Annotated in this window: 23 protein-coding genes; 20 read left to right on the forward strand and 3 right to left on the reverse strand. The window is 70.0% G+C overall.

Annotated elements, in window-relative coordinates; genetic code table 11:
- Nucleotides 1-135 precede the first annotated feature (135 nt).
- Nucleotides 136-2,331 carry an elongation factor G-like protein EF-G2 gene (locus ACIHIX_RS21085; protein WP_399958218.1) on the reverse strand — a complete coding sequence of 732 codons (2,196 nt, stop codon included), beginning with the start codon at nucleotides 2,329-2,331 and terminating at the stop codon, nucleotides 136-138.
- Between the two features lie 216 nt (nucleotides 2,332-2,547).
- Here ACIHIX_RS21085 and pgsA point away from each other — a divergent pair, with 216 nt between their 5' ends.
- From pgsA to ACIHIX_RS21160, 15 genes are all read left to right on the forward strand, one after another.
- Nucleotides 2,548-3,264: a phosphatidylinositol phosphate synthase gene (gene pgsA, locus ACIHIX_RS21090; protein WP_399958588.1), complete on the forward strand. Its 717-nt coding sequence runs from the start codon at nucleotides 2,548-2,550 to the stop codon at nucleotides 3,262-3,264.
- Nucleotides 3,261-4,169, forward strand: a complete 909-nt coding sequence (locus tag ACIHIX_RS21095; RefSeq protein ID WP_399958220.1) for a phosphatidylinositol mannoside acyltransferase — start codon at nucleotides 3,261-3,263, stop codon at nucleotides 4,167-4,169. The genes pgsA and ACIHIX_RS21095 overlap by 4 nt, the downstream gene beginning before the upstream one ends.
- A complete protein-coding gene (locus ACIHIX_RS21100; RefSeq protein ID WP_399958222.1) occupies nucleotides 4,166-5,335 on the forward strand; it encodes a glycosyltransferase family 4 protein in 1,170 nt (389 codons plus the stop codon). The genes ACIHIX_RS21095 and ACIHIX_RS21100 overlap by 4 nt, the downstream gene beginning before the upstream one ends.
- An 88-nt stretch (nucleotides 5,336-5,423) precedes the next feature.
- Nucleotides 5,424-5,966, forward strand: a complete 543-nt coding sequence (locus ACIHIX_RS21105) for a hypothetical protein (protein ID WP_399958224.1) — start codon at nucleotides 5,424-5,426, stop codon at nucleotides 5,964-5,966.
- Between the two features lie 137 nt (nucleotides 5,967-6,103).
- Nucleotides 6,104-7,009: a pyridoxal 5'-phosphate synthase lyase subunit PdxS gene (gene pdxS, locus ACIHIX_RS21110; RefSeq protein ID WP_399958227.1), complete on the forward strand. Its 906-nt coding sequence runs from the start codon at nucleotides 6,104-6,106 to the stop codon at nucleotides 7,007-7,009.
- The gene (pdxT, locus tag ACIHIX_RS21115; RefSeq protein WP_399958230.1) at nucleotides 7,009-7,614 is read left to right on the forward strand and encodes a pyridoxal 5'-phosphate synthase glutaminase subunit PdxT; all 606 of its coding nucleotides are present in this window, start codon (nucleotides 7,009-7,011) and stop codon (nucleotides 7,612-7,614) included. The genes pdxS and pdxT overlap by 1 nt, the downstream gene beginning before the upstream one ends.
- Before the next feature lie 49 nt (nucleotides 7,615-7,663).
- Nucleotides 7,664-8,416, forward strand: a complete 753-nt coding sequence (locus ACIHIX_RS21120) for a YebC/PmpR family DNA-binding transcriptional regulator (RefSeq protein ID WP_266833215.1) — start codon at nucleotides 7,664-7,666, stop codon at nucleotides 8,414-8,416.
- 110 nt (nucleotides 8,417-8,526) lie between these two features.
- Nucleotides 8,527-9,057 (forward strand): crossover junction endodeoxyribonuclease RuvC, encoded by a 531-nt coding sequence (ruvC, locus tag ACIHIX_RS21125; protein WP_399958234.1) that lies wholly within the window; start codon nucleotides 8,527-8,529, stop codon nucleotides 9,055-9,057.
- The gene (ruvA, locus tag ACIHIX_RS21130) at nucleotides 9,054-9,659 is read left to right on the forward strand and encodes a Holliday junction branch migration protein RuvA (protein ID WP_399958237.1); all 606 of its coding nucleotides are present in this window, start codon (nucleotides 9,054-9,056) and stop codon (nucleotides 9,657-9,659) included. The genes ruvC and ruvA overlap by 4 nt, the downstream gene beginning before the upstream one ends.
- A gap of 10 nt (nucleotides 9,660-9,669) precedes the next feature.
- The gene (gene ruvB, locus ACIHIX_RS21135; RefSeq protein WP_399958240.1) at nucleotides 9,670-10,743 is read left to right on the forward strand and encodes a Holliday junction branch migration DNA helicase RuvB; all 1,074 of its coding nucleotides are present in this window, start codon (nucleotides 9,670-9,672) and stop codon (nucleotides 10,741-10,743) included.
- 198 nt (nucleotides 10,744-10,941) lie between these two features.
- The gene (gene yajC, locus ACIHIX_RS21140; protein WP_399958243.1) at nucleotides 10,942-11,442 is read left to right on the forward strand and encodes a preprotein translocase subunit YajC; all 501 of its coding nucleotides are present in this window, start codon (nucleotides 10,942-10,944) and stop codon (nucleotides 11,440-11,442) included.
- Nucleotides 11,443-11,571: 129 nt separating this feature from the next.
- Entirely contained in the window at nucleotides 11,572-13,338 is a 1,767-nt protein-coding gene (secD, locus tag ACIHIX_RS21145) for a protein translocase subunit SecD (RefSeq protein WP_399958246.1), read from the forward strand.
- A 2-nt stretch (nucleotides 13,339-13,340) separates the two neighbouring features.
- Nucleotides 13,341-14,426: a protein translocase subunit SecF gene (gene secF / locus ACIHIX_RS21150; RefSeq protein WP_399958249.1), complete on the forward strand. Its 1,086-nt coding sequence runs from the start codon at nucleotides 13,341-13,343 to the stop codon at nucleotides 14,424-14,426.
- Nucleotides 14,423-14,962 carry an adenine phosphoribosyltransferase gene (locus ACIHIX_RS21155; protein ID WP_399958253.1) on the forward strand — a complete coding sequence of 180 codons (540 nt, stop codon included), beginning with the start codon at nucleotides 14,423-14,425 and terminating at the stop codon, nucleotides 14,960-14,962. The genes secF and ACIHIX_RS21155 overlap by 4 nt, the downstream gene beginning before the upstream one ends.
- 195 nt (nucleotides 14,963-15,157) lie before the next feature.
- Nucleotides 15,158-17,683, forward strand: coding sequence for a RelA/SpoT family protein (locus ACIHIX_RS21160; RefSeq protein ID WP_399958256.1), 2,526 nt, complete (start codon nucleotides 15,158-15,160; stop codon nucleotides 17,681-17,683).
- 72 nt (nucleotides 17,684-17,755) lie between these two features.
- Here the strand turns inward: ACIHIX_RS21160 and ACIHIX_RS21165 are convergent, their stop codons facing one another.
- Both ACIHIX_RS21165 and ACIHIX_RS21170 read right to left on the reverse strand, forming a co-directional pair.
- A complete protein-coding gene (locus tag ACIHIX_RS21165) occupies nucleotides 17,756-18,985 on the reverse strand; it encodes a DUF349 domain-containing protein (protein ID WP_399958259.1) in 1,230 nt (409 codons plus the stop codon).
- Between the two features lie 135 nt (nucleotides 18,986-19,120).
- Nucleotides 19,121-19,954: a peptidylprolyl isomerase gene (locus ACIHIX_RS21170; protein ID WP_399958262.1), complete on the reverse strand. Its 834-nt coding sequence runs from the start codon at nucleotides 19,952-19,954 to the stop codon at nucleotides 19,121-19,123.
- A gap of 188 nt (nucleotides 19,955-20,142) precedes the next feature.
- On the opposite strand from ACIHIX_RS21170, the gene ACIHIX_RS21175 reads away from it, so the two are divergent.
- The 5 genes from ACIHIX_RS21175 to rpsD all read left to right on the forward strand — a co-directional run bounded on the left by ACIHIX_RS21175 (nucleotide 20,143) and on the right by rpsD (nucleotide 25,506).
- On the forward strand, nucleotides 20,143-20,853 hold the full coding sequence (locus tag ACIHIX_RS21175; protein ID WP_399958265.1) for an MBL fold metallo-hydrolase: 711 nt from the start codon (nucleotides 20,143-20,145) through the stop codon (nucleotides 20,851-20,853).
- Nucleotides 20,854-20,864: 11 nt separating this feature from the next.
- Nucleotides 20,865-22,127: a histidine--tRNA ligase gene (gene hisS / locus ACIHIX_RS21180; RefSeq protein WP_399958268.1), complete on the forward strand. Its 1,263-nt coding sequence runs from the start codon at nucleotides 20,865-20,867 to the stop codon at nucleotides 22,125-22,127.
- Between the two features lie 414 nt (nucleotides 22,128-22,541).
- Entirely contained in the window at nucleotides 22,542-23,198 is a 657-nt protein-coding gene (locus ACIHIX_RS21185; RefSeq protein WP_399958271.1) for a vitamin K epoxide reductase family protein, read from the forward strand.
- Between the two features lie 43 nt (nucleotides 23,199-23,241).
- Nucleotides 23,242-24,597 carry a replication-associated recombination protein A gene (locus tag ACIHIX_RS21190; RefSeq protein ID WP_399958274.1) on the forward strand — a complete coding sequence of 452 codons (1,356 nt, stop codon included), beginning with the start codon at nucleotides 23,242-23,244 and terminating at the stop codon, nucleotides 24,595-24,597.
- Between the two features lie 294 nt (nucleotides 24,598-24,891).
- Nucleotides 24,892-25,506, forward strand: a complete 615-nt coding sequence (gene rpsD, locus ACIHIX_RS21195) for a 30S ribosomal protein S4 (protein ID WP_030053239.1) — start codon at nucleotides 24,892-24,894, stop codon at nucleotides 25,504-25,506.
- Nucleotides 25,507-25,509: the final 3 nt, after the last annotated feature.

The following is a 25,509-nucleotide window of genomic DNA, read 5'->3' on the forward strand; positions in this document are numbered from 1 at the left end:
TCATCAGCGTATCCGCAGCCACCGACATTCGTCGGCGGACGGCCGAAGCCGCCCGCCGACTCGGAGGGGAGCGTTCCACAAAGGTCTGTCGTACGGGCACTTGGAGTCTGCCCGGTGCGGACCGTCGGTCAACTCCTAGGCGTCGCGCGTCTCTTCACGGATCCTCTCGGCGACCTGCGCCGGCATCGGTTCGTGCCGCGCGTAGGAGCGGTTGAAGCGGGCCGTGCCGTGCGACAGGGAACGCAGGTCGACGGCGTACCGGCCGATCTCGATCTCCGGCACCTCGGCCTTGACGACGGTGCGGTTGCCGCTGGTCTGCTCGGTGCCCAGCACCCGGCCGCGCCGCCCGGACAGGTCGCTCATCACGGCGCCCACGTAGTCGTCGCCGACCAGGATGCTCACCTCGGCGACCGGTTCCAGCAGATGGATCTTGGCGTCGGCCGCCGCCTCCCGCAGCGCCAGCGCCCCGGCCGTCTGGAAGGCGGCGTCGGAGGAGTCCACCGAGTGCGCCTTGCCGTCGAGGAGCGTGATCCGCACGTCGATGAGCGGATAGCCGGCGGCAACTCCCTTGGTCGCCTGGGCCCTCACGCCCTTCTCGACCGACGGGATGAACTGCCGCGGCACGGCGCCGCCGATGACCTTGTCCACGAACTCGATGCCCGAGCCGTTCGGCAGCGGTTCCACCTCGATCTCGCAGATCGCGTACTGCCCGTGCCCGCCGGACTGCTTCACATGCCGCCCGCGCCCGCCCGACTTGCCGGCGAACGTCTCCCGCAACGGGACCTTGTGGGGTACGACGTCGACCTGGACGCCGTAACGGCTGCGCAGCCGCTCCAGCGCGACGTCGGCGTGCGCCTCGCCGAGGCACCACAGTACGACCTGGTGGGTGTCCTGGTTCTGTTCGAGACGCATCGTCGGGTCCTCGGCGACCAGCCGGGACAGGCCCTGCGAGAGCTTGTCCTCGTCCGCCTTGCTGTGCGCCTGGATGGCGAGCGGCAGCAGCGGGTCGGGCATCTCCCAGGGCTCCATCAGGAGCGGGTCGTCCTTGGCCGAGAGGGTGTCGCCGGTCTCCGCGCGGCTGAGCTTCGCCACGCACACCAGGTCGCCGGCGATGGCGTGGGTCACCGGGCGCTGCTGCTTGCCGAAGGGCATGGACAGGGCGCCGACGCGTTCGTTGACGTCATGGTCCTCGTGGCCGCGGTCGGCCAGCCCGTGCCCGGAGACGTGGACGGTCTCGTCGGGGCGCAGGGTGCCGGAGAAGACACGGACCAGGGAGACGCGGCCCACGTAGGGGTCGGAGGACGTCTTGACGACCTCCGCGACCAGCGGGCCCTCGGTGTCACAGGCCTTGATCTCGCGCGGCTTGCCGTCGATGGTCGTGACGCCCGGCGTCGGGTGCTCGAACGGCGTCGGGAAGCCCCGGGTGATCAGCTCCAGCACCTCGACCGTGCCGAGCCCCTGCTTGCCGCCCTCGCCCGCGGGGGCGGCGGCCAGGACGGGATGGAACACCCCGCGCGCGACGGCCCGTTCGAGGTCCTCGATCAGGGTCTTGACGTCGACCTGCTCGCCGCCGAGATAGCGGTCCATGAGGGTCTCGTCCTCGCTCTCCGAGATGATCCCCTCGATCAGCCGGTTACGTGCGTCCTCCAGCTCCGGGAGCTCGTCCTCGCCCGGCTCGGACTCCTTGCGCTCGCCCGTGGAGTAGTCGAACAGCTTCTGCGACAGCAGCCCGATCAGACCGGTCACGGGCGCGTGCCCGTCCGGCCCCTGCGGGCCGTGCAGCGGCAGATACAGCGGGAGCACGGCGTCCGGGTCGTCGCCGCCGAAGGCCTCCGCGCAGGTGCGCGTCATCTCCTCGAAGTTCGCGCGGGCGGCCTCCAGGTGTGTGACGACGATCGCGCGGGGCATGCCGACGGCCGCGCACTCCTCCCACACCATGCGGGTCGAGCCGTCCACGCCGTCCGAGGCGGAGACGACGAAAAGGGCCGCGTCCGCCGCTCGCAGACCGGCCCTGAGTTCCCCGACGAAGTCGGCGTATCCGGGGGTGTCCAGCAGATTGACCTTGATGCCGTCCCATTCGACGGGCACCAGGGAGAGCTGCACCGAACGATTCTGCCGGTGCTCGATCTCGTCGTAGTCGGAGACGGTGCCGCCGTCCTCCACGCGGCCCGCCCGGTTCACCGCCCCCGCGGTCAGCGCGAGAGCTTCCACCAATGTCGTCTTGCCCGATCCGGAGTGGCCGACCAGCACCACATTCCGTACGGACGCGGGGTGGTCGGCCGCTGTTGCCCTTCCGGCGGCTCCGGGGTGTGCGTTCGCCTTGTCGCCCATGGCCTTGCCTCCCGTGCACGGTGAGGTCACTGTGGGCGCGGACATGCCGGTCCGCGTGCGATGGCGGCTCCGGTGACGCCCGCGGTTCTTCGAGCTTTCCACTCTCGTCACGGTGCGTCCATACGGCGGACGCGATCGCCCCGTGACCCGTATGCCGTCGGGCCGTGACACGGGGCTCGGGTGCCCGGCGGTCGCCCACGCGCGCGCGTGGCTACGATGGGCCAGCCGGTGGCCAGCAGGGGCCGCGCGGCGACACCGACCCTCGGGAAGGCCATGCTGAACAAGTACGCGCGTGCATTCTTCACGCGTGTCCTCACACCGTTCGCCGCGTTTCTGATCCGCAGGGGCGTCAGCCCCGACACGGTGACCCTCCTCGGAACCGCCGGGGTGGTCGCGGGTGCGCTGGTCTTCTACCCCATGGGCGAGTTCTTCTGGGGCACGGTCGTGATCACGCTCTTCGTGTTCTCCGACCTCGTCGACGGCAACATGGCCCGCCAGCTCGGCCGTTCCAGCCGCTGGGGCGCCTTCCTGGACTCCACCCTGGACCGGGTCGCCGACGGCGCGATCTTCGGCGGCTTCGCCCTCTGGTACGCCGGTGGCGGCGACGACATCGCGCTGTGCGCCGTCTCGATCTTCTGCCTGGCGAGCGGCCAGGTGGTGTCGTACACCAAGGCCCGGGGCGAGGCGATCGGGCTGCCGGTCGCGGTGAACGGACTGGTCGAGCGGGCCGAGCGGCTGGTGATCTCCCTGGTCGCGGCCGGCTTCGCGGGCCTGCACAAGTTCGGCGTGCCGGGTATCCAGTACCTGCTGCCCGTCGCCCTGTGGATCGTCGCCGTGGGCAGCCTGGTGACCCTGATCCAGCGCGTGGTCACGGTCCGCCGCGAGTCGGCGGAGGCGGACGCGGCGGCGGGCGCGCAGGAGGCCGCGAAGTGAGCGCACAGGACCGGCTGACCGATGCCGTGTACGGCCTCGGTTGGGGAGCGGTCAAGAAACTCCCCGAGCCGGTCGCCGTGCGCCTCGGACGGACCATCGCCGACCTCGCCTGGAAGAAGCGCGGCAAGGGCGTCCAGCGCCTGGAGAGCAACTACGCGCGCGTGGTGCCCGACGCGAGCCCGGAGCGGCTCGCCGAGCTGTCCCGCGCGGGCATGCGTTCGTACCTGCGCTACTGGATGGAGTCCTTCCGGCTGCCCGCGTGGAGCGCCGAGCGGGTAAGGACCGGCTTCGACCCCGAGGACGTCCACCACCTGACCGACGGCATCGCCTCCGACCGGGGCGTCATCCTGGCGCTGCCCCACATGGCCAACTGGGACCTCGCGGGTGCCTGGGTCACCACCAAGCTGGAGACGCCTTTCACGACCGTGGCGGAGCGCCTCAAGCCCGAGAGCCTGTACGACCGTTTCGTCGCCTATCGCGAGGGCCTCGGCATGGAGGTCCTGCCGCACAGCGGCGGCTCCGCCTTCGGCACTCTGGCACGGCGGCTGCGCGACGGCGGTCTGGTCTGCCTGGTCGCCGAGCGCGATCTGTCGTCCTCCGGTGTCGAGGTCCAGTTCTTCGGCGAGGTGACCCGTATCCCGGCCGGGCCCGCGCTGCTCGCCCAGCAGACCGGGGCGCTGCTGCTCCCGGTGACGCTCTGGTACGACGACTCACCGGTGATGCGGGGCAGGGTGCATCCCCCGATCGAGGTGCCCGAGTCAGGTACGCGGGCGGAGAAGACGTCTGTCATGGCACAGGCGCTGGCCGATGCCTTCGCCTCGGGGATCGCCGACCATCCGGAGGACTGGCACATGCTGCAACGGCTGTGGCTCAAGGATCTCGACCCCAGTAAGGCGCCCTCGTGAGGATCGGCATCGTCTGCCCGTACTCCTGGGACGTGCCGGGCGGCGTCCAGTTCCACATCCGTGATCTCGCCGAGTACTTCATCCGGCTCGGCCACGACGTCTCCGTCCTCGCCCCCGCCGACGACGACACCCCGCTGCCGCCGTACGTCGTCTCGGCCGGCCGCGCGGTGCCGGTGCCGTACAACGGCTCGGTGGCCCGGCTGAACTTCGGGTTCCTGTCGGCGGCACGCGTGCGCAGATGGCTGCACGACGGCGAGTTCGACGTGGTCCACATCCACGAGCCGTCCTCACCATCGCTCGGCCTGCTGACCTGCTGGGCGGCGCAGGGCCCGCTGGTCGCCACCTTCCACACCTCCAACCCGCGCTCCAAGGCGATGATCGCCGCGTACTCGATCCTCCAGGCCGCCCTGGAGAAGATCAGCGCGCGGATCGCGGTGAGCGAGTACGCCCGGCGCACGCTGGTGGAGCACCTCGGTGGCGACGCGGTCGTGATCCCCAACGGCGTCGACGTCGACTTCTTCGCCAAGGCCGAGCCCAAGCCGGAGTGGCAGGGCGAGACCATCGGCTTCATCGGCCGCATCGACGAGCCCCGCAAGGGCCTGCCGGTGCTGATGAGGGCCCTGCCGAAGATCCTCGCCGAGCGGCCCCGGGCCAGGCTGCTGGTGGCGGGCCGCGGCGACGAGGAGGAGGCGGTGGAGTCGCTGCCCGTGGAACTCCGCTCGCGCGTCGAGTTCCTCGGCATGATCAGCGACGAGGACAAGGCCCGCTTCCTGCGCAGCGTCGACCTGTACATCGCCCCCAACACCGGCGGTGAGAGCTTCGGCATCATCCTGGTCGAGGCCATGTCGGCGGGCGCCCCGGTGCTCGCCTCCGATCTGGACGCCTTCGCCCAGGTCCTCGACCAGGGCGCCGCGGGCGAGCTCTTCACCAACGAGGACGCGGACGCGCTCGCCGCGGCGGCGGTACGCCTCCTGGCGGACCCGGACCGGCTCGCCGAACTGCGGGAGCGGGGAAGCGCACATGTGCGCCGCTTCGACTGGTCGACGGTCGGCGCGGACATCCTCTCGGTCTACGAGACGGTGACGGCCGGCGCGGCGGCGGTGGCCGCGGCGGACGACGACAGGGCGACGGGGCTGCGGGCGCGGTTGGGGCTGGCGCGGGACTGAGCGGGCGGAGCCGGCCCGCCAGGGTCCCGGTGAGTCCGAAGCGAGGGGCGGGTAGGACGGCGGCCGGGCGTCGGTAGGGTTTGGGCCCGTGACCGCAACCCTCATCTGGACCCTCGTCGCCCTCGTGGCGGTCGGCCTGTACTTGAGCTGGACCGCAGGCCGGCTGGACCGCCTGCATGCCCGGATCGACGCCGCCCGCGCGGCGCTCGACGCGCAGTTGCTGCGCCGTGCCTCGGTGGCCCAGGAGCTGGCCACGTCCGGCGTCCTCGACCCGGCCGCGTCGATCGTCCTCTACGAGGCCGCCCACGCCGCCCGGCAGGCCGAGGAGGAGCAGCGGGAGGTCGCCGAGAGCGAGCTGAGCCAGGCTCTGCGGGCGGTTTTCGCGGAGAGTCCGCAGGTGGAGACGGTCAAGGAGGCACCCGGGGGAGAGGCCGCGATCCATGAGCTGACCGAGGCGGTACGCCGGGTGCCGATGGCCAGGCGCTTCCACAACGACGCCGTCGGCGCGGCCCGCCGACTGCGCGAGCACCGCAAGGTCCGCTGGTTCCGGCTGGCCGGCCACGCCCCCTTCCCGATGGCGTTCGAGATGGACGACGAGCCTCCGGTGGCCCTGGTGGACCGGTCCACCTGAGGCCACGGCGCGGCTGATCCACTCGTAGAACCCGCAAAACGATCCACCGCCTCACCATTGGCCCTTGCTGTGGCCTGGTCTCTTCACGTTTCCTCGGTGCCGTAGAAATCCTCTTTTCACATCAGTGAGGTCAACCCGTGTCCAGCACCGAGAACCAGACCCCCGAGACCGGCACCGCGCGCGTGAAGCGTGGCATGGCCGAGCAGCTCAAGGGCGGCGTGATCATGGATGTCGTGACCCCGGAGCAGGCGAAGATCGCCGAGGACGCGGGCGCCGTCGCCGTCATGGCCCTGGAGCGGGTCCCGGCCGACATCCGCAAGGACGGCGGCGTGGCCCGGATGTCCGACCCGGACATGATCGAGGGCATCATCAACGCGGTCTCCATCCCCGTGATGGCCAAGTCCCGCATCGGCCACTTCGTCGAGGCCCAGGTCCTTCAGTCCCTCGGGGTCGACTACATCGACGAGTCCGAGGTCCTCACCCCGGCCGACGAGGTCAACCACTCCGACAAGTGGGCCTTCACGACCCCGTTCGTCTGTGGTGCCACCAACCTCGGTGAGGCCCTGCGACGGATCGCCGAGGGCGCGGCCATGATCCGCTCCAAGGGCGAGGCCGGTACCGGCAACGTCGTCGAGGCCGTCCGCCACCTGCGCCAGATCAAGAACGAGATCGCCAAGCTGCGCGGCTTCGACAACAACGAGCTGTACGCCGCCGCCAAGGAGCTGCGCGCCCCGTACGAGCTCGTCAAGGAAGTCTCCGAGCTCGGCAAGCTCCCCGTGGTGCTGTTCTCCGCCGGTGGCGTCGCCACCCCGGCCGACGCCGCGCTCATGCGCCAGCTCGGCGCCGAGGGCGTCTTCGTCGGCTCCGGCATCTTCAAGTCCGGCGACCCGGCCAAGCGCGCCGCCGCCATCGTGAAGGCCACCACCTTCTACGACGACCCGAAGATCATCGCGGACGCGTCCCGTGACCTCGGCGAGGCCATGGTCGGCATCAACTGCGACACCCTCCCCGAGGCCGAGCGTTACGCGAACCGAGGCTGGTAATGACCGATCCCGTGATCGGAGTGCTCGCACTCCAGGGGGACGTACGGGAGCACCTGATCGCCCTGGCCGCGGCTGACGTCGTGGCCAGGCCGGTCCGGCGCCCCGAGGAGCTCGCCGAGGTGGACGGCCTGGTCCTCCCCGGCGGCGAGTCCACGACCATCTCCAAGCTGGCCGTCCTGTTCGGCGTCATGGAGCCCCTCCGCGCGCGCGTGCGGGCCGGTATGCCGGTCTACGGCACCTGCGCGGGCATGATCATGCTGGCCGACAAGATCCTCGACCCGCGCTCGGGCCAGGAGACGATCGGCGGCATCGACATGATCGTGCGCCGCAACGCCTTCGGCCGGCAGAACGAGTCCTTCGAAGCGGCTGTCGACGTGACCGGCGTCGAGGGCGATCCTGTAGAAGGCGTCTTCATCCGCGCCCCCTGGGTCGAGTCGGTCGGCGCCGAGGTCGAGGTGCTCGCCGAGCACGACGGCCACATCGTCGCGGTCCGCCAGGGCAACGCGCTCGCCACGTCGTTCCATCCGGAGCTGACCGGCGACCACCGTGTGCACTCCCTGTTCGTCGACATGGTGCGCGCGAACCGGGCGGCGGAGTCCTTGTAGGATCTCTGGCGTTCGTTGTTTGGATGGGTTACGCGAAGGAGACAGGCAGATGTCCGGCCACTCTAAATGGGCTACGACGAAGCACAAGAAGGCCGTGATCGACGCCAAGCGCGGCAAGCTCTTCGCGAAGATGATCAAGAACATCGAGGTCGCGGCCCGCACGGGTGGCGCCGACGTGTCCGGCAACCCGACGCTGTTCGACGCCATCCAGAAGGCCAAGAAGAGCTCGGTCCCCAACAAGAACATCGACTCCGCGGTCAAGCGCGGCGCCGGTCTTGAGGCGGGCGGCGCCGACTACGAGACGATCATGTACGAGGGCTACGGCCCGAACGGTGTCGCGGTGCTCATCGAGTGCCTCACCGACAACCGCAACCGTGCCGCCTCGGACGTGCGGGTCGCCATGACCCGCAACGGCGGTTCGATGGCCGACCCGGGCTCCGTCTCTTACCTCTTCAACCGCAAGGGCGTCGTGATTGTCCCCAAGGGCGAGCTGACCGAGGACGACGTCCTGGGAGCCGTCCTGGACGCGGGCGCCGAGGAAGTCAACGACCTCGGCGAGTCCTTCGAGATCCTCTCCGAGGCCACCGACCTGGTCGCGGTCCGCACCGCGCTCCAGGACGCCGGGATCGACTACGACTCCGCCGACGCCAACTTCGTCCCGACCATGCAGGTCGAGCTCGACGAGGAAGGCGCCCGGAAGATCTTCAAGCTGATCGACGCGCTCGAGGACAGCGACGACGTGCAGAACGTCTTCGCCAACTTCGACGTCAGCGACGAGGTCATGGAGAAGGTAGACGCCTGAGCCGACGCTCCGGATGCGAACGGGCCGACGGGACACACCCGTCGGCCCGTCGCATTGTCGGTGGCACCCGATAGCCTGCACAAACAGGCGATCGAGTGGGAGGGGGCACGGTGCGTGTACTCGGGGTCGACCCCGGACTGACGCGGTGCGGAGTCGGGGTGGTCGAGGGGGTCGCCGGCCGGCCGCTCACCATGATCGGCGTCGGAGTCGTCCGCACGCCCGCCGACGCCGAGTTGGGGCAACGGCTCGTCGCCATCGAGCAGGGCATCGAACAGTGGCTGGACGAGCACCGGCCCGAATTCGTCGCCGTGGAGCGGGTGTTCAGCCAGCACAACGTCCGTACGGTCATGGGCACCGCCCAGGCCAGCGCCGTCGCCATGCTCTGCGCCGCCCGCCGCGGCATCCCCGTCGCCCTGCACACCCCCAGCGAGGTCAAGGCCGCCGTCACCGGCAGCGGCAGGGCCGACAAGGCCCAGGTCGGCGCCATGGTCACCCGGCTGCTGCGGCTCGACGCCCCGCCCAAGCCGGCCGACGCCGCCGACGCCCTCGCGCTCGCCATCTGCCACATCTGGCGCGCCCCCGCGCAGAACCGACTCCAGCAGGCCGTGGCCCTGCACGCATCGAAAGGCCGTAGGGCATGATCGCCTTCGTGAGCGGCACGATCGCCGCGCTCGCCCCCGACACCGCAGTCGTCGAGGTCGGCGGTGTCGGCATGGCCGTGCAGTGCACGCCGAACACGCTGTCCACGCTCCGCCTGGGCAAGCCGGCCAAGCTCGCCACCTCCCTCGTCGTACGAGAGGACTCGCTGACCCTCTACGGTTTCGTGGACGACGACGAGCGCCAGACCTTCGAGCTGCTCCAGACCGCGAGCGGCGTCGGCCCGCGCCTGGCCCAGGCGATGCTCGCGGTCCACACCCCCGACGCCCTTCGCAGAGCGGTGGCCACCGCCGACGAGAAGGCGCTGATCGCGGTCCCCGGCATCGGCAAGAAGGGCGCCCAGAAGCTGCTCCTCGAACTGAAGGACCGGCTCGGCGAGCCGATCGGCGCCCCCGCGATCGGCGCCCCCGTCACCCAGGGCTGGCGCGACCAGCTGCACGCGGCGCTCATCGGGCTGGGCTACGCGACCCGCGAGGCCGACGAGGCGGTGTCCGCGGTGACCCCGCAGGCCGAGGCCGCCGAGGGCACGCCCCAGGTGGGCCAGCTGCTGAAGGCCGCCCTGCAGACCCTGAACCGCGCCCGCTAGGAGAACGTCAGTGAACTGGGACGACACGACCGACGAGACGGCCGCCGCCGAGCGGCTGGTGGGCTCTGTCGCCGACCGTGAGGACCAGGCCGTCGAGGCCGCCCTGCGCCCCAAGGACCTGGGCGAGTTCATCGGCCAGGAGAAGGTCCGCGAACAGCTCGACCTCGTCCTGCGCGCCGCACGCGCGCGGGGCGCCACCGCGGACCACGTGCTGCTCTCCGGCGCCCCGGGGCTCGGCAAGACCACCCTGTCGATGATCATCGCGGCCGAGATGGGCGCCCCCATCCGCATCACGTCCGGCCCCGCCATCCAGCACGCCGGCGACCTCGCCGCGATCCTCTCCTCCCTCCAGGAGGGCGAGGTCCTCTTCCTCGACGAGATCCACCGCATGTCCCGGCCCGCCGAGGAGATGCTCTACATGGCGATGGAGGACTTCCGGGTCGACGTCATCGTCGGCAAGGGCCCCGGCGCCACCGCGATCCCCCTCGAACTGCCCCCGTTCACCCTGGTCGGCGCCACCACGCGCGCGGGGCTGCTGCCGCCCCCGCTGCGCGACCGCTTCGGCTTCACCGCGCACATGGAGTTCTACGAGCCGGCCGAGCTCCAGCGCGTCATCCACCGCTCGGCGGGCCTCCTCGACGTCGAGATCGACACCGACGGCGCCGCCGAGATCGCCGGCCGCTCCCGGGGCACGCCCCGCATCGCCAACCGCCTGCTGCGCCGGGTCAGGGACTACGCGCAGGTCAAGGCCGACGGCGTGATCACGCGCGAGATCGCGGGCGCCGCGCTCCAGGTCTACGAGGTGGACGCGCGCGGGCTCGACCGGCTCGACCGCGGTGTCCTCGAAGCCCTGCTCAAGCTGTTCGGCGGCGGCCCGGTCGGCCTGTCCACGCTCGCGGTCGCGGTGGGCGAGGAGCGCGAGACCGTGGAAGAGGTCGCCGAACCCTTCCTCGTCCGGGAGGGACTGCTCGCCCGCACCCCGCGCGGCCGGGTCGCCACCCCCGCGGCATGGGCGCATCTCGGCCTCACCCCGCCCCGCCCCGCGGGCACAGGAAACGGACAACAGGACCTGTTCGGGGCGTGACGACCCGTGTGACGGCCGACGTGATGGGTTTGTGACGGCGGGGTATTGGCCGGGCCAGGAACCCGGGTGCCATGCTGAGCGTTGTTCCATGCGCGCGGACTCGCTTAGACTCCGCCGATGCCGCCTTTGTCGGCGGCGCACACACCCCCAACCATCAGGCCGCTCAGCATCGCGGTCGCGTGAAGGAAGTACCGACCCGTGAGTCTCGTGACCCTCCTCCCGTTCATCGTGCTCATCGGGGCCATGTTCCTGATGACCCGGTCGGCGAAGAAGAAGCAGCAGCAGGCCGCCAACATGCGGAATGACATGCAGCCCGGCAGTGGCGTCCGCACCATCGGGGGGATGTACGCCACGGTCAAGGAGGTCAACGAGGACACGGTCCTCCTCGACGCCGGCCCGGGTGTCGACCTTCTCTTCGCGAAGAACGCGATCGGTGCCGTCCTGACGGACGACGAGTACAACCGCATCGTGCACGGCATCGAGCACGACCTGAAGACCGACGTCGTCCCCGACGACGCCTCCTCTCTTGCCGGCCCCGACGAGTCCGACGACGAAGCTGCCGCCGCCTCCGACGAGAAGTCCGTCGACCTCGGCAAGAAGGACGAGCCCGCCGAGGAGGCCGTCAAGGCCGACGAGGCCGCCGAGGCGAAGACGGACGACGAGCCGAAGAAGACCGACGGCGACTCCGACGCGAAGTAGTCGTACCCGGGGCGCGCGGGCCACGCCTGCGCGCCCTCGGATGTACGCAGCTCGCACGGGATCGACACCATGTCATGGCCGCCCGCCCGCAGACCCGGCGCGCAGCGGCCCGAGAGGGAGTACGAGAAGGTGGCAGCACCTAAGAGGGGCCGGAGCGCGAGCGCCCAGAGCAAGCCAGGGCGCTCGCTGGTCCTGATCCTGATCGCCATCGTGGCGCTCACCGGGGGAATGTTCCTCTCCGGGCACACGACCCCGCGCCTCGGCATCGACCTGGCCGGCGGCACGAGCATCACGCTCGAGGCGAAGGCCGATCAAGGGTCCGCGATCAACAAGGCCAACATGGACACCGCGGTCGAGATCATGAACCGCCGTGTCAATGGTCTGGGCGTCTCCGAGGCGGAGGTGCAGACCCAGGGCGACAAGAACATCATCGTCAACATCCCCAAGGGCACCAACTCCAAGGAAGCCCGGGACCAGGTCGGCACCACCGCCAAGCTGTACTTCCGTCCCGTCCTGGCACAGGACGCCACCGGCTCCGCCGCTGCGGCCTCGCCGAGCCCGTCCGCGAGCGGCTCCTCCAGCGCCTCGCCGAGCCCCTCCGCGAGCAAGTCGGGCTCCACGGGCGAGACGGCGACCTCGTCGTCCTCCCCGTCGGCCTCCGCCACCACCCAGGGCCGTCCCGTCACCGACGCGCTGAAGGCCGACGCCTCCCCGTCGGCGTCCGCCACCGCGTCGTCCTCCGCGAGCCCCTCCGCCTCGGCGAGCGGCGACACCGGCACCTCCGCCGACGCCAAGCTCCAGGCCGCGTACACCGCCCTCGACTGCTCCAAGCCGGCCCAGCGCGCCAAGGCGGGCGAGGGCGCCAAGCCCGGCGAGTCCACCGTGGGCTGCGGCGAGATCAACGGCGTCTGGTACAAGTACCTGCTCGGCCCGGCCAGCCTGGCCGGCACCGAGGTCAAGAAGGCCGACGCCATCTACAACACGCAGACGGCGGCCGGCTGGCAGGTCAACATGACCTTCACCGGCAGTGGCGCCAAGAAGTTCGGCGAGGTCACCGGCCAGCTCGCGCAGAACGCCACGCCCCCGCTGAACGAGTTCGGCATCGTCCTCGACGGCGAGGTCGTCTCCAGCCCGACCGTCAGCCAGGCCATCACCGGCGGCGAGGCCCAGATCTCCGGCAGCTTCACGCAGGAGGAGGCCCAGAGCCTCGCCAACATGCTGTCGTACGGCGCGCTCCCGCTCTCCTTCCAGGAGCAGAGCGTCACGACCGTGACCGCCGCGCTCGGCGGCGACCAGCTGCACGCCGGTCTGCTGGCCGGTGCGATCGGCCTCGCCCTGGTCGTGCTCTACCTGGTGTTCTACTACCGCGGACTGTCCGTCGTGGCCATGGCCTCGCTGCTGGTCTCCGGCATCCTCACCTACGTGATCATGGCGCTCCTCGGCCCGGCCATCGGCTTCGCGCTGAACCTGCCGGCCGTCTGCGGTGCCATCGTCGCCATCGGTATCACCGCGGACTCGTTCATCGTGTACTTCGAACGGATTCGGGACGAGATCCGTGAGGGCCGCTCGCTGCGCCCCGCCGTCGAGCGGGCCTGGCCGCGCGCCCGGCGCACCATCCTGGTCTCCGACTTCGTGTCGTTCCTCGCCGCCGCCGTCCTGTTCATCGTGACCGTCGGCAAGGTCCAGGGCTTCGCGTTCACACTGGGCCTCACCACCGTCCTCGACGTCGTCGTGGTGTTCTTCTTCACCAAGCCGCTGATGACGCTGCTGGCCCGCCGGAAGTTCTTCGCGAGCGGCAACAAGTGGTCCGGCCTCGACCCGAAGAGCCTGGGCGCCCAGCCGCCGCTGCGCCGCACCCGCCGTCCTGCCGCCCCCGTCGAGACGAAGGAGGCGTGAGCATGTCGAAACTCGGCAACCTCGGCGCCCGACTGCACCGTGGCGAGATCAGCTACGACTTCATCGGTCACCGCAAGCTCTGGTACGGCATCTCGATCCTGATCACCATCACGGCGATCGTGGGCCTCGCGGTACGCGGCCTCAACATGGGCATCGACTTCCAGGGCGGCGCGGTCTTCACCACCGAGAAGACCAGCGTCTCCGTCTCCCAGGCCGAGGACTACGCGAAGGAGGCCTCCGGCCACGACGCGGTCGTGCAGAAGCTCGGCAACGGGACGATGCGCATCCAGATCGCCGGCATGGACACCCAGCAGTCCGACGAGATCAAGAACAAGCTCGCCGAGGACTTCAAGGTCGACCCGGAGAAGATCGCCGCCGACCTCGTCGGCCCCAGCTGGGGTGACCAGATCGCCAACAAGGCCTGGCAGGGCCTGGCGATCTTCATGGTCCTCGTCGTGATCTATCTGGCGATCGCCTTCGAGTGGCGCATGGCCATCGCGGCGCTCGTCGCGCTGATCCACGACATCACCATCACCGTCGGCATCTACGCCCTGGTCGGCTTCGAGGTCACGCCCGGCACGGTGATCGGCCTGCTGACGATCCTCGGTTACTCGCTCTACGACACGGTGGTCGTCTTCGACTCCCTCAAGGAGCAGACGAAGGACATCACCAAGCAGACCCGCTTCACCTACAGCGACGTCGCCAACCGTTCGATCAACGGCACCCTGGTCCGTTCGATCAACACCACGGTCGTCGCCCTGCTCCCGGTCGCCGGTCTGCTGTTCATCGGCGGCGGCTTCCTCGGCGCGGGCACGCTCAACGACATCTCGCTGTCGCTGTTCGTCGGCCTCGCGGCCGGCGCGTACTCCTCGATCTTCATCGCCACGCCGCTCGTCGCCGACCTCAAGGAGCGCGAGCCGCAGATGAAGGCCCTGCGCAAGCGGGTCCTGGCCAAGCGCGCCCAGGCCGCCGCCGAGGAGGAGCTCGCGGAGACCCGCGGCGACGCCACCGCCGACCCCGAGGACGCCACCCCGGCCGTCGTCGGACCGCGCGCCACGCGCCGCCGCCCCTCGGGGAAGCGCCGATGACCGACATCCAGGAGCTGCTGCTCAGCCGCATCCGTGACGTGGCGGACTACCCGGAGCCGGGCGTGATGTTCAAGGACATCACCCCGCTCCTGGCGGACCCGGCGGCGTTCACGGCACTGACGGACACGCTGGCGGAGATCGCGGAGCGCACGGGCGCCACGAAGATCGTCGGCCTGGAGGCCCGCGGCTTCATCCTGGGCGCCCCGGTCGCCGTCCGCGCGGGCCTGGGCTTCATCCCCGTACGCAAGGCGGGCAAGCTCCCCGGAGCGACGCTGGCCCAGGCGTACGACCTGGAGTACGGCTCGGCGGAGATCGAGGTCCACGCCGAGGACCTGACCGGCGACGACCGCATCCTGATCGTCGACGACGTCCTCGCCACCGGCGGCACGGCCGAGGCCGCGATCCAGCTGATCCGCCGCGCCGGCGCCGGGGTGGCGGGCCTGGCGGTCCTGATGGAACTCGGCTTCCTGGCGGGCCGCCCGCGCCTGGAACCGGCTCTGGAGGGCGCTCCTCTGGAAGCGCTGCTGGTGGTCTGAGGTCTCCTCACAGAAGCGGCCGTCCCGGTACGTCAGGGGCGGCCGTTGTCGTGCCCGCCAAGGCTCATCGGCCCCTCACGTTTCACCGGTGGACGTTCCTCACATCGGCCTGAAGGCGATCCCGAGCCGCAGGATCGCTACCATGGGTTCTCCGGAGCCTGATCGGGGGACCCGGTTCGCGCACGAGGAGTCCTCTTGCCAGACGAGGCCCAGCCACTGACCGCCGCCAAGCCCGAGCCCGCCTCGGGCCCCGCGGCGACGCCCGCGAAGAACGCCACGCAGGGCTCGGTCGAGCACGCCCAGTCCGCGCCCGTCGACAAGTCGGCCGAGCAGCCGCGCCCCAAGCCGGCCCCGCCCGAGCGTTCCGCGCCCGCGTCGACGCCCCCCGCGGTCCGCCCACCCGCAGGTCAGCCCGCCCGCTCCGGCTCCTCCAACCGCGTCCGCGCCCGCCTCGCCCGTCTCGGTGTCCAGCGCTCCAACCCGTACAACCCGGTCCTGGAGCCCCTGCTGCGGATAGTGCGCAGCAACGACCCGAAGATCGAGACCGCGACGCTCCGCCAGGTCGAGAAGGCCTACCAGGTCGCCGAGCGCTGGCACCGCGGCCAGAAGCGCAAGAGCGGCGACCCGTACATCACGCACCCCCTCGCGGTGACCACCATCCTCGCCGAGCTCGGCATGGACCCGGCCACGCTCATGGCCGGACTGCTGCACGACACGGTCGAGGACACCGAGTACGGCCTCGACCAGCTCCGCCGCGACTTCGGCGACTCCGTCGCCCTCCTCGTCGACGGCGTCACCAAGCTGGACAAGGTCAAGTTCGGCGAGGCCGCGCAGGCCGAGACCGTGCGCAAGATGGTCGTCGCCATGGCCAAGGACCCGCGCGTCCTGGTCATCAAGCTCGCCGACCGCCTGCACAACATGCGCACCATGCGCTATCTCAAGCGCGAGAAGCAGGAGAAGAAGGCGCGCGAGACCCTGGAGATCTACGCGCCGCTGGCCCACCGCCTGGGCATGAACACCATCAAGTGGGAACTGGAGGACCTCGCCTTCGCGATCCTCTACCCCAAGATGTACGACGAGATCGTGCGTCTGGTGGCCGAGCGGGCGCCGAAGCGCGACGAGTACCTCGCCATAGTGACCGACGAGGTGCAGCAGGACCTGCGCGCGGCCCGCATCAAGGCGACCGTCACCGGCCGCCCGAAGCACTACTACAGCGTCTACCAGAAGATGATCGTCCGCGGTCGCGACTTCGCGGAGATCTACGACCTGGTCGGCATCCGAGTCCTCGTGGACACGGTCCGGGACTGCTACGCGGCCCTGGGCACCGTCCACGCCCGCTGGAACCCGGTTCCGGGGCGGTTCAAGGACTACATCGCGATGCCCAAGTTCAACATGTACCAGTCGCTGCACACCACGGTCATCGGCCCCAACGGCAAGCCCGTCGAACTCCAGATCCGCACCTTCGACATGCACCGCCGCGCCGAGTACGGCATCGCCGCGCACTGGAAGTACAAGCAGGAGGCCGTCGCCGGTACCTCCAAGGTCCGCTCGGACCAGCCGCGGACCACCGGCAAGGACGACCACCTCAACGACATGGCGTGGCTGCGCCAGTTGCTCGACTGGCAGAAGGAGACCGAGGACCCAGGCGAGTTCCTGGAGTCCCTGCGCTTCGACCTGTCGCGCAACGAGGTCTTCGTCTTCACGCCCAAGGGCGACGTGATAGCGCTGCCGGCCGGCGCCACCCCCGTCGACTTCTCGTACGCGGTCCACACCGAGGTCGGCCACCGGACGATAGGGGCACGCGTCAACGGACGCCTCGTCCCGCTCGAATCCACCCTGGACAACGGCGACCTGGTGGAGGTCTTCACCTCCAAGGCGGCAGGCGCGGGACCGTCCCGCGACTGGCTCGGCTTCGTCAAGTCACCGCGCGCCCGCAACAAGATCAGGGCCTGGTTCTCCAAGGAGCGCCGCGACGAGGCGATCGAGCAGGGCAAGGACGCCATCGTCCGCGCCATGCGCAAGCAGAACCTGCCGATCCAGCGCATCCTCACCGGCGACTCCCTGGTCACGCTCGCGCACGAGATGCGCTACCCCGACATCTCCGCCCTGTACGCGGCGATCGGCGAGGGCCATGTCTCCGCGCAGAACGTCGTCCAGAAGCTCGTCTCCGCCCTCGGCGGCGAGGAGGCCGCCACCGAGGAGATCGACGAGGCGGTCCCGCCGACCCGCACCCGAGGCCGCAAACGCCGCTCCAGCGCCGACCCCGGCGTCGTGGTCAAGGGCGTCGACGACGTGTGGGTCAAGCTCGCCCGCTGCTGCACCCCCGTACCCGGCGACCCCATCATCGGTTTCGTCACACGCGGTAGCGGCGTATCGGTTCACCGCAGCGACTGCGTCAACGTGGAGTCACTGTCCCGCGAGCCCGAGCGCATCCTCGACGTCGAGTGGGCGCCCACCCAGTCCTCGGTCTTCCTGGTCGCCATCCAGGTCGAGGCCCTCGACCGCTCCCGGCTCCTCTCCGACGTCACCCGCGTCCTGTCCGACCAGCACGTCAACATCCTCTCCGCGGCCGTCCAGACCTCCCGCGACCGCGTCGCCACCTCCCGCTTCACCTTCGAGATGGGCGACCCCAAGCACCTCGGCCACGTTCTGAAGGCGGTACGCGGCGTGGAGGGCGTCTACGACGTCTACCGCGTGACGTCGGCACGCGCCCGGTCGTAGGGCATACGACGAGAAGGGCCCCGTACACGAGGTACGGGGCCCTTCTCGTCGTAGCAGCGGAACCGCGGCCTGTCAGCCGCCGAACTCGTGCAGACCCTTCAGCGCCTGGTCCAGAAGCGCCTGGCGGCCCTCCAGCTCACGCTCGAGCTTGTCGGCGCGGGCGTTGTTGCCCTGGGCGCGCGCCTGCTCGATCTGGCCGCGGAGCTTGTCCACGGCGGCCTGGAGCTGGCCCGTCAGACCCTCGGCACGCGCGCGTGCCTCCGGGTTGGTGCGACGCCACTCGGTCTCCTCGGCCTCCTGGATGGCCCGCTCGACGGCGTGCATCCGGCCCTCGACCTTGGGGCGGGCGTCGCGCGGGACATGGCCGATGGCCTCCCAGCGCTCGTTGATCTGACGGAACGCGGCCCGCGCGGCCTTCAGGTCGGTCACCGGGAGGATCTTCTCGGCCTCGTCGGCCAGCTCCTCCTTGAGCTTGAGGTTCTCGCCCTGCTCGGCGTCGCGCTCGGCGAAGACCGAGCTGCGGGCGGCGAAGAAGACGTCCTGGGCGCCGCGGAAGCGGTTCCACAGGTCGTCCTCGTGCTCGCGCTGGGCGCGGCCCGCGGCCTTCCACTCCGCCATCAGCTCGCGGTAGCGGGCCGCCGTCGGACCCCAGTCGGTGGAGTTGGACAGCGCCTCGGCCTCGGAGACCAGCCGCTCCTTGGTCTTGCGGGCCTCCTCGCGCTGCGCGTCCAGCGAGGCGAAGTGCGCCTTGCGGCGCTTGGAGAACGCCGACCGGGCGTGCGAGAAGCGGTGCCACAGTTCGTCGTCCGACTTGCGGTCCAGACGCGGCAGACCCTTCCAGGTGTCCACCAGGGCCCGCAGCCGCTCGCCGGCCGCGCGCCACTGGTCGGACTTCGCCAGTTCCTCGGCCTCGACGACCAGCGCCTCCTTGGCGTGCCGGGCCTCGTCGGACTGCTTCGCGCGCTGCTGCTTGCGCTCCTCGCGACGCTTGTCGACGGTCTCCACGAGCTTGTCGAGACGCACCTTGAGGGCGTCCAGGTCGCCGACCGCGTGGTGCGCGTCGACCTGCTCACGGATGTGGTCGATGGCTACCGACGCGTCCTTCGCCGACAGATCGGTGGTCTTCACTCGCTTCTCGAGGAGGCCGATCTCGACCACCAGGCCCTCGTACTTGCGCTCGAAGTAGGCCAGCGCCTCCTCAGGGGAGCCGGCCTGCCAGGAACCGACGACCTGCTCGCCGTCGGCCGTACGCACGTACACGGTCCCCGTCTCGTCGACGCGGCCCCACGGGTCGCTGCTCACAGCGCCTCCTCCACATGATGCCTGCGGAAGGCTTCAGCGCCCCCGGGCATCGTCCACAGTTTCGTCACGGCCAACATAGGCGACCGGCGGGTTGCCTGTCCGCATCCCGCGCGACCGAAATTTCGCTGCTGAGGGTCAGGATTTGCTGACCGTTGCCTTGTTGATCACGACCGTCGCGTTGGGAGCGCCGTCGCCCGCGCCGGTGTTCTCACCCGCAGCGGCGATCTTCTTCAGGACGGTCATACCGGATTCGGACACGGTACCGAACGGTGTGTAGTTGGCCGGCAGTGGACTGTCCTGGTAGACGAGGAAGAACTGGCTGCCGCCGCTGTTCTTGCCCTCGCCCGTCTGGGCGTTGTACTGGTTCGCCATCGCGACCGTGCCGGCCGGGTAGGTGTCGCCCTTGAGCGACTTGTCCTTCAGGTTCTCGTCCGGAATCGTGTAGCCGGGGTCGCCGCTGCCGCTGCCCGTGGGGTCACCGCACTGGAGCACGTAGATGCCGTTGGTGGTGAGCCGGTGGCACTTGGTGTGGTCGAAGTAGCCCTTCGACGCCAGGAAATTGAACGAGTTCACCGTGTGCGGGGCCGCGGAGGTCTTGAGCGCTATGTCGATGTCGCCGCAGGTCGTCGCCAGCTTCATCGTGTACTTGGCCGACTTGTCGATCGTCATCGCCGGCTCCTTCTTCCACGTCGCCGTCTTGACCTTGCCCTCGGCGGCCTTCTTGCACGGGTCGGAGACCGCGCTGGGCGTCGCGGACGCCGTCGCGCTCGCGTTGGCCTTGTCGTCGCCGTCGTCCTTGAGGACACCGGTCGTGTAGAGCGCCAGGCTGCCCACGATGATCACGCCGAGCACCGACGCGATCACGGAGTTGCGCATGCGGGCCTTGCGCCGCGCGGCGGTGCGCCGCTGCTGCTGCCGCAGAAACTTCTCCCGGGCGAGCTGCCGCTTCCGCTGTTCCTGGGTGACCACCGGGTTCTCTCCTCATGCGTCTCGTACGCCGACTGGGACGCGTGCGTCTTATGAGCCGACCGCCTGCGTGTGCCCCGTACCGTATATGGGTTCGCTGAGGAAACGGCAGCGCCGGTAGGCTCTCACCACAGGTGCAGCCGTTTTGAGGCCACCGCAGTCCGCACTTATCGACACAACGAAGGACGATCGTGCTCATTGCCGGGTTCCCCGCCGGGGCCTGGGGGACGAACTGTTTTCTCGTCGCCCCCGCCGCGGGTGAGGAGTGCGTGATCATCGACCCGGGCCACCAGGCCGCCCAGGGAGTCGAGGAGACGCTCAGGAAGCATCGGCTCAAGCCCGTCGCCGTCGTCCTCACCCATGGCCACATCGACCATGTGGCCTCGGTCGTCCCGGTCTGCGGCGCGCACGACGTGCCCGCGTGGATCCACCCCGAGGACCGGTTCATGATGAGCGACCCCGAGAAGGCGCTCGGCCGCACCATCGGCATGCCGCTCATGGGCGAACTGGCCGTGGGGGAGCCCGACGACGTCAAGGAGCTGACGGACGGGGCGAAGCTGGAGCTGGCGGGCCTTGAGCTCACCGTCGCGCACGCGCCGGGCCATACCAGGGGGTCGGTGACCTTCGGCCTGCCCGAGACGGCGGACATCCCGCCGATCCTGTTCTCGGGCGACCTGCTGTTCGCCGGCTCCATCGGACGCACCGATTTCCCCGGTGGCTCCATGGACGACATGCTCGAGTCCCTGGCCCGCGTGGTCCTGCCGCTCGACGACTCGACCGTGGTGCTGCCCGGCCACAACGAGCAGACGACCATCGGCCGTGAGCGTGCCACCAACCCGTATCTGCGGCAGGTGGCAGCCGGCCCGGGAGCGGATGTCGACGCTCCCCGACGAGGAATGTGACGAGACTTTCCGTGAGCACCTTCAAGGCCCCCAAGGGCACGTACGACCTGATCCCGCCGGACAGCGCCAAGTTCCTCGCGGTCCGCGAGGCGATCGCCGCCCCGCTGCGCAACTCCGGCTACGGCTACATCGAGACGCCCGGCTTCGAGAACGTGGAGCTCTTCGCGCGCGGTGTCGGCGAGTCCACCGACATCGTCACGAAGGAGATGTACGCCTTCGAGACCAAGGGCGGCGACCAGCTCGCCCTGCGCCCCGAAGGCACCGCCTCCGTCCTGCGGGCGGCCCTGGAGGCCAACCTGCACAAGGCGGGCAACCTCCCCGTCAAGCTCTGGTACTCGGGCTCGTACTACCGCTACGAGCGCCCGCAGAAGGGCCGTTACCGCCACTTCTCCCAGGTGGGCGCCGAGGCGATCGGCGCCGAGGACCCGGCCCTGGACGCCGAACTGATCATCCTGGCCGACCAGGCGTACCGGTCGCTGGGGCTGCGGAACTTCCGCATCCTCCTCAACAGCCTGGGCGACAAGGAGTGCCGTCCGGTGTACCGCGAGGCGCTGCAGACCTTCCTGCGCGGTCTGGACCTCGACGAGGAGACGCTGCGCCGGGCGGACATCAACCCGCTGCGTGTCCTGGACGACAAGCGCCCCGACGTCCAGAAGCAGCTCGGCGACGCCCCGCTGCTGCGCGACTACCTCTGCGACGCCTGCAAGGCGTACCACGAGGAGGTCCGTGAGCTGATCACGGCCGCGGGCGTCGCCTTCGAGGACGACCCGAAGCTGGTCCGCGGCCTGGACTACTACACCCGTACGACCTTCGAGTTCGTCCACGACGGTCTGGGCTCCCAGTCCGCGGTGGGCGGCGGCGGCCGCTACGACGGCCTCTCCGAGATGATCGGCGGCCCCGCGCTCCCGTCCGTGGGCTGGGCCCTCGGCGTCGACCGCACGGTCCTCGCCCTGGAGGCGGAGGGCGTCGAGCTCCCACTCCCCTCCACGACCAGCGTCTTCGCGGTGCCGCTCGGCGAGGAGGCCCGCCGGGTCCTGTTCGCCAAGGTGACGGAGCTGCGCAAGGTCGGCATCGCGGCCGACTTCTCCTACGGCGCCAAGGGCCTCAAGGGCGCGATGAAGAACGCCAACCGCAGCGGCGCCCGCTACACGGTCGTCGCCGGCGAGCGCGACCTCGCCGAGGGCGTCGTTCAGCTCAAGGACATGGAGTCCGGTGAGCAGACGGCGATCGGCGTGAACGAGATCGTGGCCGAGCTGGAGGCCCGTCTCGGCTGACGGACCGCCACGAGGGCCGGACGGCGATGTTGCCGTCCGGCCTTCGGGTTTTCCGGCGGCGGACCGGCCCCGAGGGGGGTGGCCGGAGACGGGAACCGGCCAGATCTCGCCGCTCGTCAACGCCGTGGACGCCGATTCGCTCTGCCGGGCGGTTCCCCCACGGGACCTCCACGCGCGCGTGGAGGTCGCCGGATCGGCGCCGACATCCCCGCGCTGTTCGCTCAGCTCCCGCACACTCCGTCGCGAGTCTGTTCGCGCGGGTCGTCATCGCATTCGAAGCCCGGCCGGAACCGAGCGTTCAGGGACGGCCGTGCGTCCTTCCTTATCTCCAGCGAACGGTGGACAGAGCCCTGTGTGCGGCACAATGGCCCTGCCCGAAGAAGGTCCAACTCTCAAGCAGACGGAATCGGCGTGATGAGCAAGACGACAGTCAAGGACGTCTCCACCGAGCCCGGGCCGGACCGCTCGGCCGCCGAGCCACGGACGGAGGGCGGCAGCCGTGCCTTCGCCATCCTGCTGGTGCTCACCGGCGCGGCCGGCCTGCTCGCCGCGTGGGTCATCACGTTCGACAAGTTCAAGCTCCTCGAAGCCAAGGTCGAGGGCAAGTCCTTCACCCCCGGGTGCAGCCTGAACCCCGTGGTCTCCTGCGGCAGTGTCATGGAGTCCAAGCAGGCCGCCGTCTTCGGCTTCCCCAACCCGATGCTCGGTCTCGTCGCCTACGGCATCGTCATCTGCGTCGGCATGAGCCTGCTCGCCCGCGCCCGCTTCCCGCGCTGGTACTGGCTGACCTTCAACGCCGGCACCCTCTTCGGTGTCTCGTTCTGCGCCTGGCTGATGTTCCAGTCCCTGTACCGGATCAACGCGCTGTGCCTGTGGTGCTCCCTGGCATGGGTCGCGACGATCATCATGTTCTGGTACGTGACCTCGTTCAACGTGCGCAACGGCTTCATCCCCGCCCCGCGTTGGCTGAAGAGCTTCTTCGGCGAGTTCACCTGGGTCCTGCCGGTCCTGCACATCGGGATCATCGGCATGCTGATCCTGACGCGCTGGTGGGACTTCTGGACCAGCTGACCGTCGGGACCGACTGTCAGTGCGGTGATTTAGGGTTTTGGACGTGGAGCCCGATCTGTTCACCGCCGCAGCCGAAGAACGCCAGGAGAAGGACCCCGCCGGGAGTCCCCTGGCGGTGCGGATGCGTCCGCGCATCCTCGACGAGGTGGTGGGCCAGCAGCATCTGCTGAAGCCCGGCTCGCCGCTGCGCCGCCTCGTCGGCGAAGGCGCGAGCGGCCCGGCCGGGCCGTCCTCCGTGATCCTGTGGGGCCCGCCCGGCACCGGCAAGACGACCCTCGCCTACGTCGTCTCCAAGGCCACCAACAAGCGCTTCGTCGAGCTGTCGGCGATCACCGCGGGCGTCAAGGAGGTCCGCGCGGTCATCGACGGCGCCCGCCGCGCCACCGGGGGATACGGCAAGGAGACCGTCCTCTTCCTCGACGAGATCCACCGCTTCAGCAAGGCCCAGCAGGACTCCCTGCTCCCGGCCGTCGAGAACCGCTGGGTCACCCTCATCGCGGCGACCACCGAGAACCCCTACTTCTCGGTGATCTCCCCGCTCCTGTCGCGCTCCCTCCTCCTCACCCTCGAACCCCTCACCGACGACGACCTGAGCGGTCTGCTCCGCAGGGCCGTCACCGACGAGCGCGGCCTCAAGGGCGCCGTCACCCTCCCCGAGGACACCGAGAACCACCTTCTGCGCATCGCCGGTGGTGACGCCCGCCGCGCGCTGACCGCCCTGGAGGCCGCCGCCGGGGCAGCCCTCGACCAGGACGAGAGCGAGATCAGCCTCCAGACCCTGGAGCAGACGGTCGACCGCGCGGCCGTGAAGTACGACCGCGACGGCGACCAGCACTACGACGTCGCCAGCGCCCTGATCAAGTCCATCCGCGGCTCGGACGTCGACGCAGCGCTGCACTACCTGGCCCGCATGATCGAGGCGGGCGAGGACCCCCGCTTCATCGCCCGGCGTCTGATGATCTCGGCGAGCGAGGACATCGGCCTCGCCGATCCGAACGCGCTGCCCATCGCGGTCGCCGCCGCCCAGGCCGTCGCCATGATCGGCTTCCCCGAGGCCGCCCTCACCCTCAGCCACGCCACCATCGCCCTCGCGCTCGCCCCCAAGTCCAACGCCGCGACCATGGCGATCGGCGCCGCCCTGGACGACGTACGCAAGGGAATGGCGGGCTCCGTGCCGCCCCACCTGCGGGACGGGCACTACAAGGGCGCCGCCAAGCTCGGGCACGCGCAGGGGTACGTGTATCCCCACGACCTGCCCGAGGGCATCGCCGAGCAGCAGTACGCGCCGGAGGAGGTCAAGGACCGCGAGTACTACGCGCCGACCCGGCACGGCGCGGAGGCGCGGTACGCGGACGCCGTCGAGTGGACCCGCAAGCACCTCGGTCGCAAGCGGTCCTGAGCAGCCTGTAGAATCCCTCGAAGTGCTGTGTCCCGTGCAGTCAGAACGGGACGGTCAGCCGGAACCCCCAGGGGTTCCAGGAGCGTCGCGCACCGTTCGAATGGTGTCGCGGGCCGCCCACCACCACTCACCAGCAGGTGAGACCGGTCGGTGGGCCACTCGCGTGCTGCACGTATGTGCCCAGACCAGGGAGCGGCTGCCCACCAGGCCCGGCAACGGACCCGGAGGGTTTCCCCGGCTGCGGATGCGACCTCCCGCAACCCTGACAAGCCGAACACTGAGAAATGAGAGATTGTGGCGAACCAGTCCCGCCCCAAGGTCAAGAAGTCGCGTGCCCTCGGCATCGCGCTGACCCCGAAGGCCGTCAAGTACTTCGAGGCCCGTCCCTACCCGCCGGGTGAGCACGGCCGTGGCCGCAAGCAGAACTCGGACTACAAGGTCCGTCTGCTGGAGAAGCAGCGCCTGCGTGCGCAGTACGACGTCTCCGAGCGTCAGCTGGTCCGCGCCTACGAGCGTGCCTCCAAGGTGCAGGGCAAGACCGGCGAGGCCCTGATCATCGAGCTCGAGCGCCGTCTCGACGCCCTGGTCCTGCGTTCGGGCATCGCCCGCACCATCTACCAGGCCCGTCAGATGGTCGTCCACGGCCACATCGAGGTCAACGGTGGCAAGGTCGACAAGCCGTCGTTCCGCGTCCGTCCCGACGACGTCGTGATGGTCCGCGAGCGCAGCCGCGAGAAGACCCTCTTCTCGATCGCCCGCGAGGGCGGCTTCGCCCCCGAGGGTGAGACCCCGCGCTACCTCCAGGTGAACCTCAAGGCCCTGGCGTTCCGCCTGGACCGTGAGCCGAACCGCAAGGAGATCCCGGTGATCTGCGACGAGCAGCTCGTCGTCGAGTACTACGCCCGCTGATCA

Source organism: Streptomyces sp. NPDC051913, from assembly GCF_044593635.1.
Taxonomy (GTDB): Bacteria; Actinomycetota; Actinomycetes; order Streptomycetales; family Streptomycetaceae; genus Streptomyces.

Coding starts and splice junctions, on each gene's coding strand:
- ACIHIX_RS21085 (WP_399958218.1), bottom strand. CDS start 2,331: ATGGGCGACAAGGCGAACGCACACCCCGGAGCCGCCGGAAGGGCAACA.
- pgsA (WP_399958588.1), top strand. CDS start 2,548: ATGGGCCAGCCGGTGGCCAGCAGGGGCCGCGCGGCGACACCGACCCTC.
- pdxT (WP_399958230.1), top strand. CDS start 7,009: ATGACCGATCCCGTGATCGGAGTGCTCGCACTCCAGGGGGACGTACGG.
- ACIHIX_RS21120 (WP_266833215.1), top strand. CDS start 7,664: ATGTCCGGCCACTCTAAATGGGCTACGACGAAGCACAAGAAGGCCGTG.
- ruvA (WP_399958237.1), top strand. CDS start 9,054: ATGATCGCCTTCGTGAGCGGCACGATCGCCGCGCTCGCCCCCGACACC.
- secF (WP_399958249.1), top strand. CDS start 13,341: ATGTCGAAACTCGGCAACCTCGGCGCCCGACTGCACCGTGGCGAGATC.
- ACIHIX_RS21155 (WP_399958253.1), top strand. CDS start 14,423: ATGACCGACATCCAGGAGCTGCTGCTCAGCCGCATCCGTGACGTGGCG.
- ACIHIX_RS21185 (WP_399958271.1), top strand. CDS start 22,542: ATGAGCAAGACGACAGTCAAGGACGTCTCCACCGAGCCCGGGCCGGAC.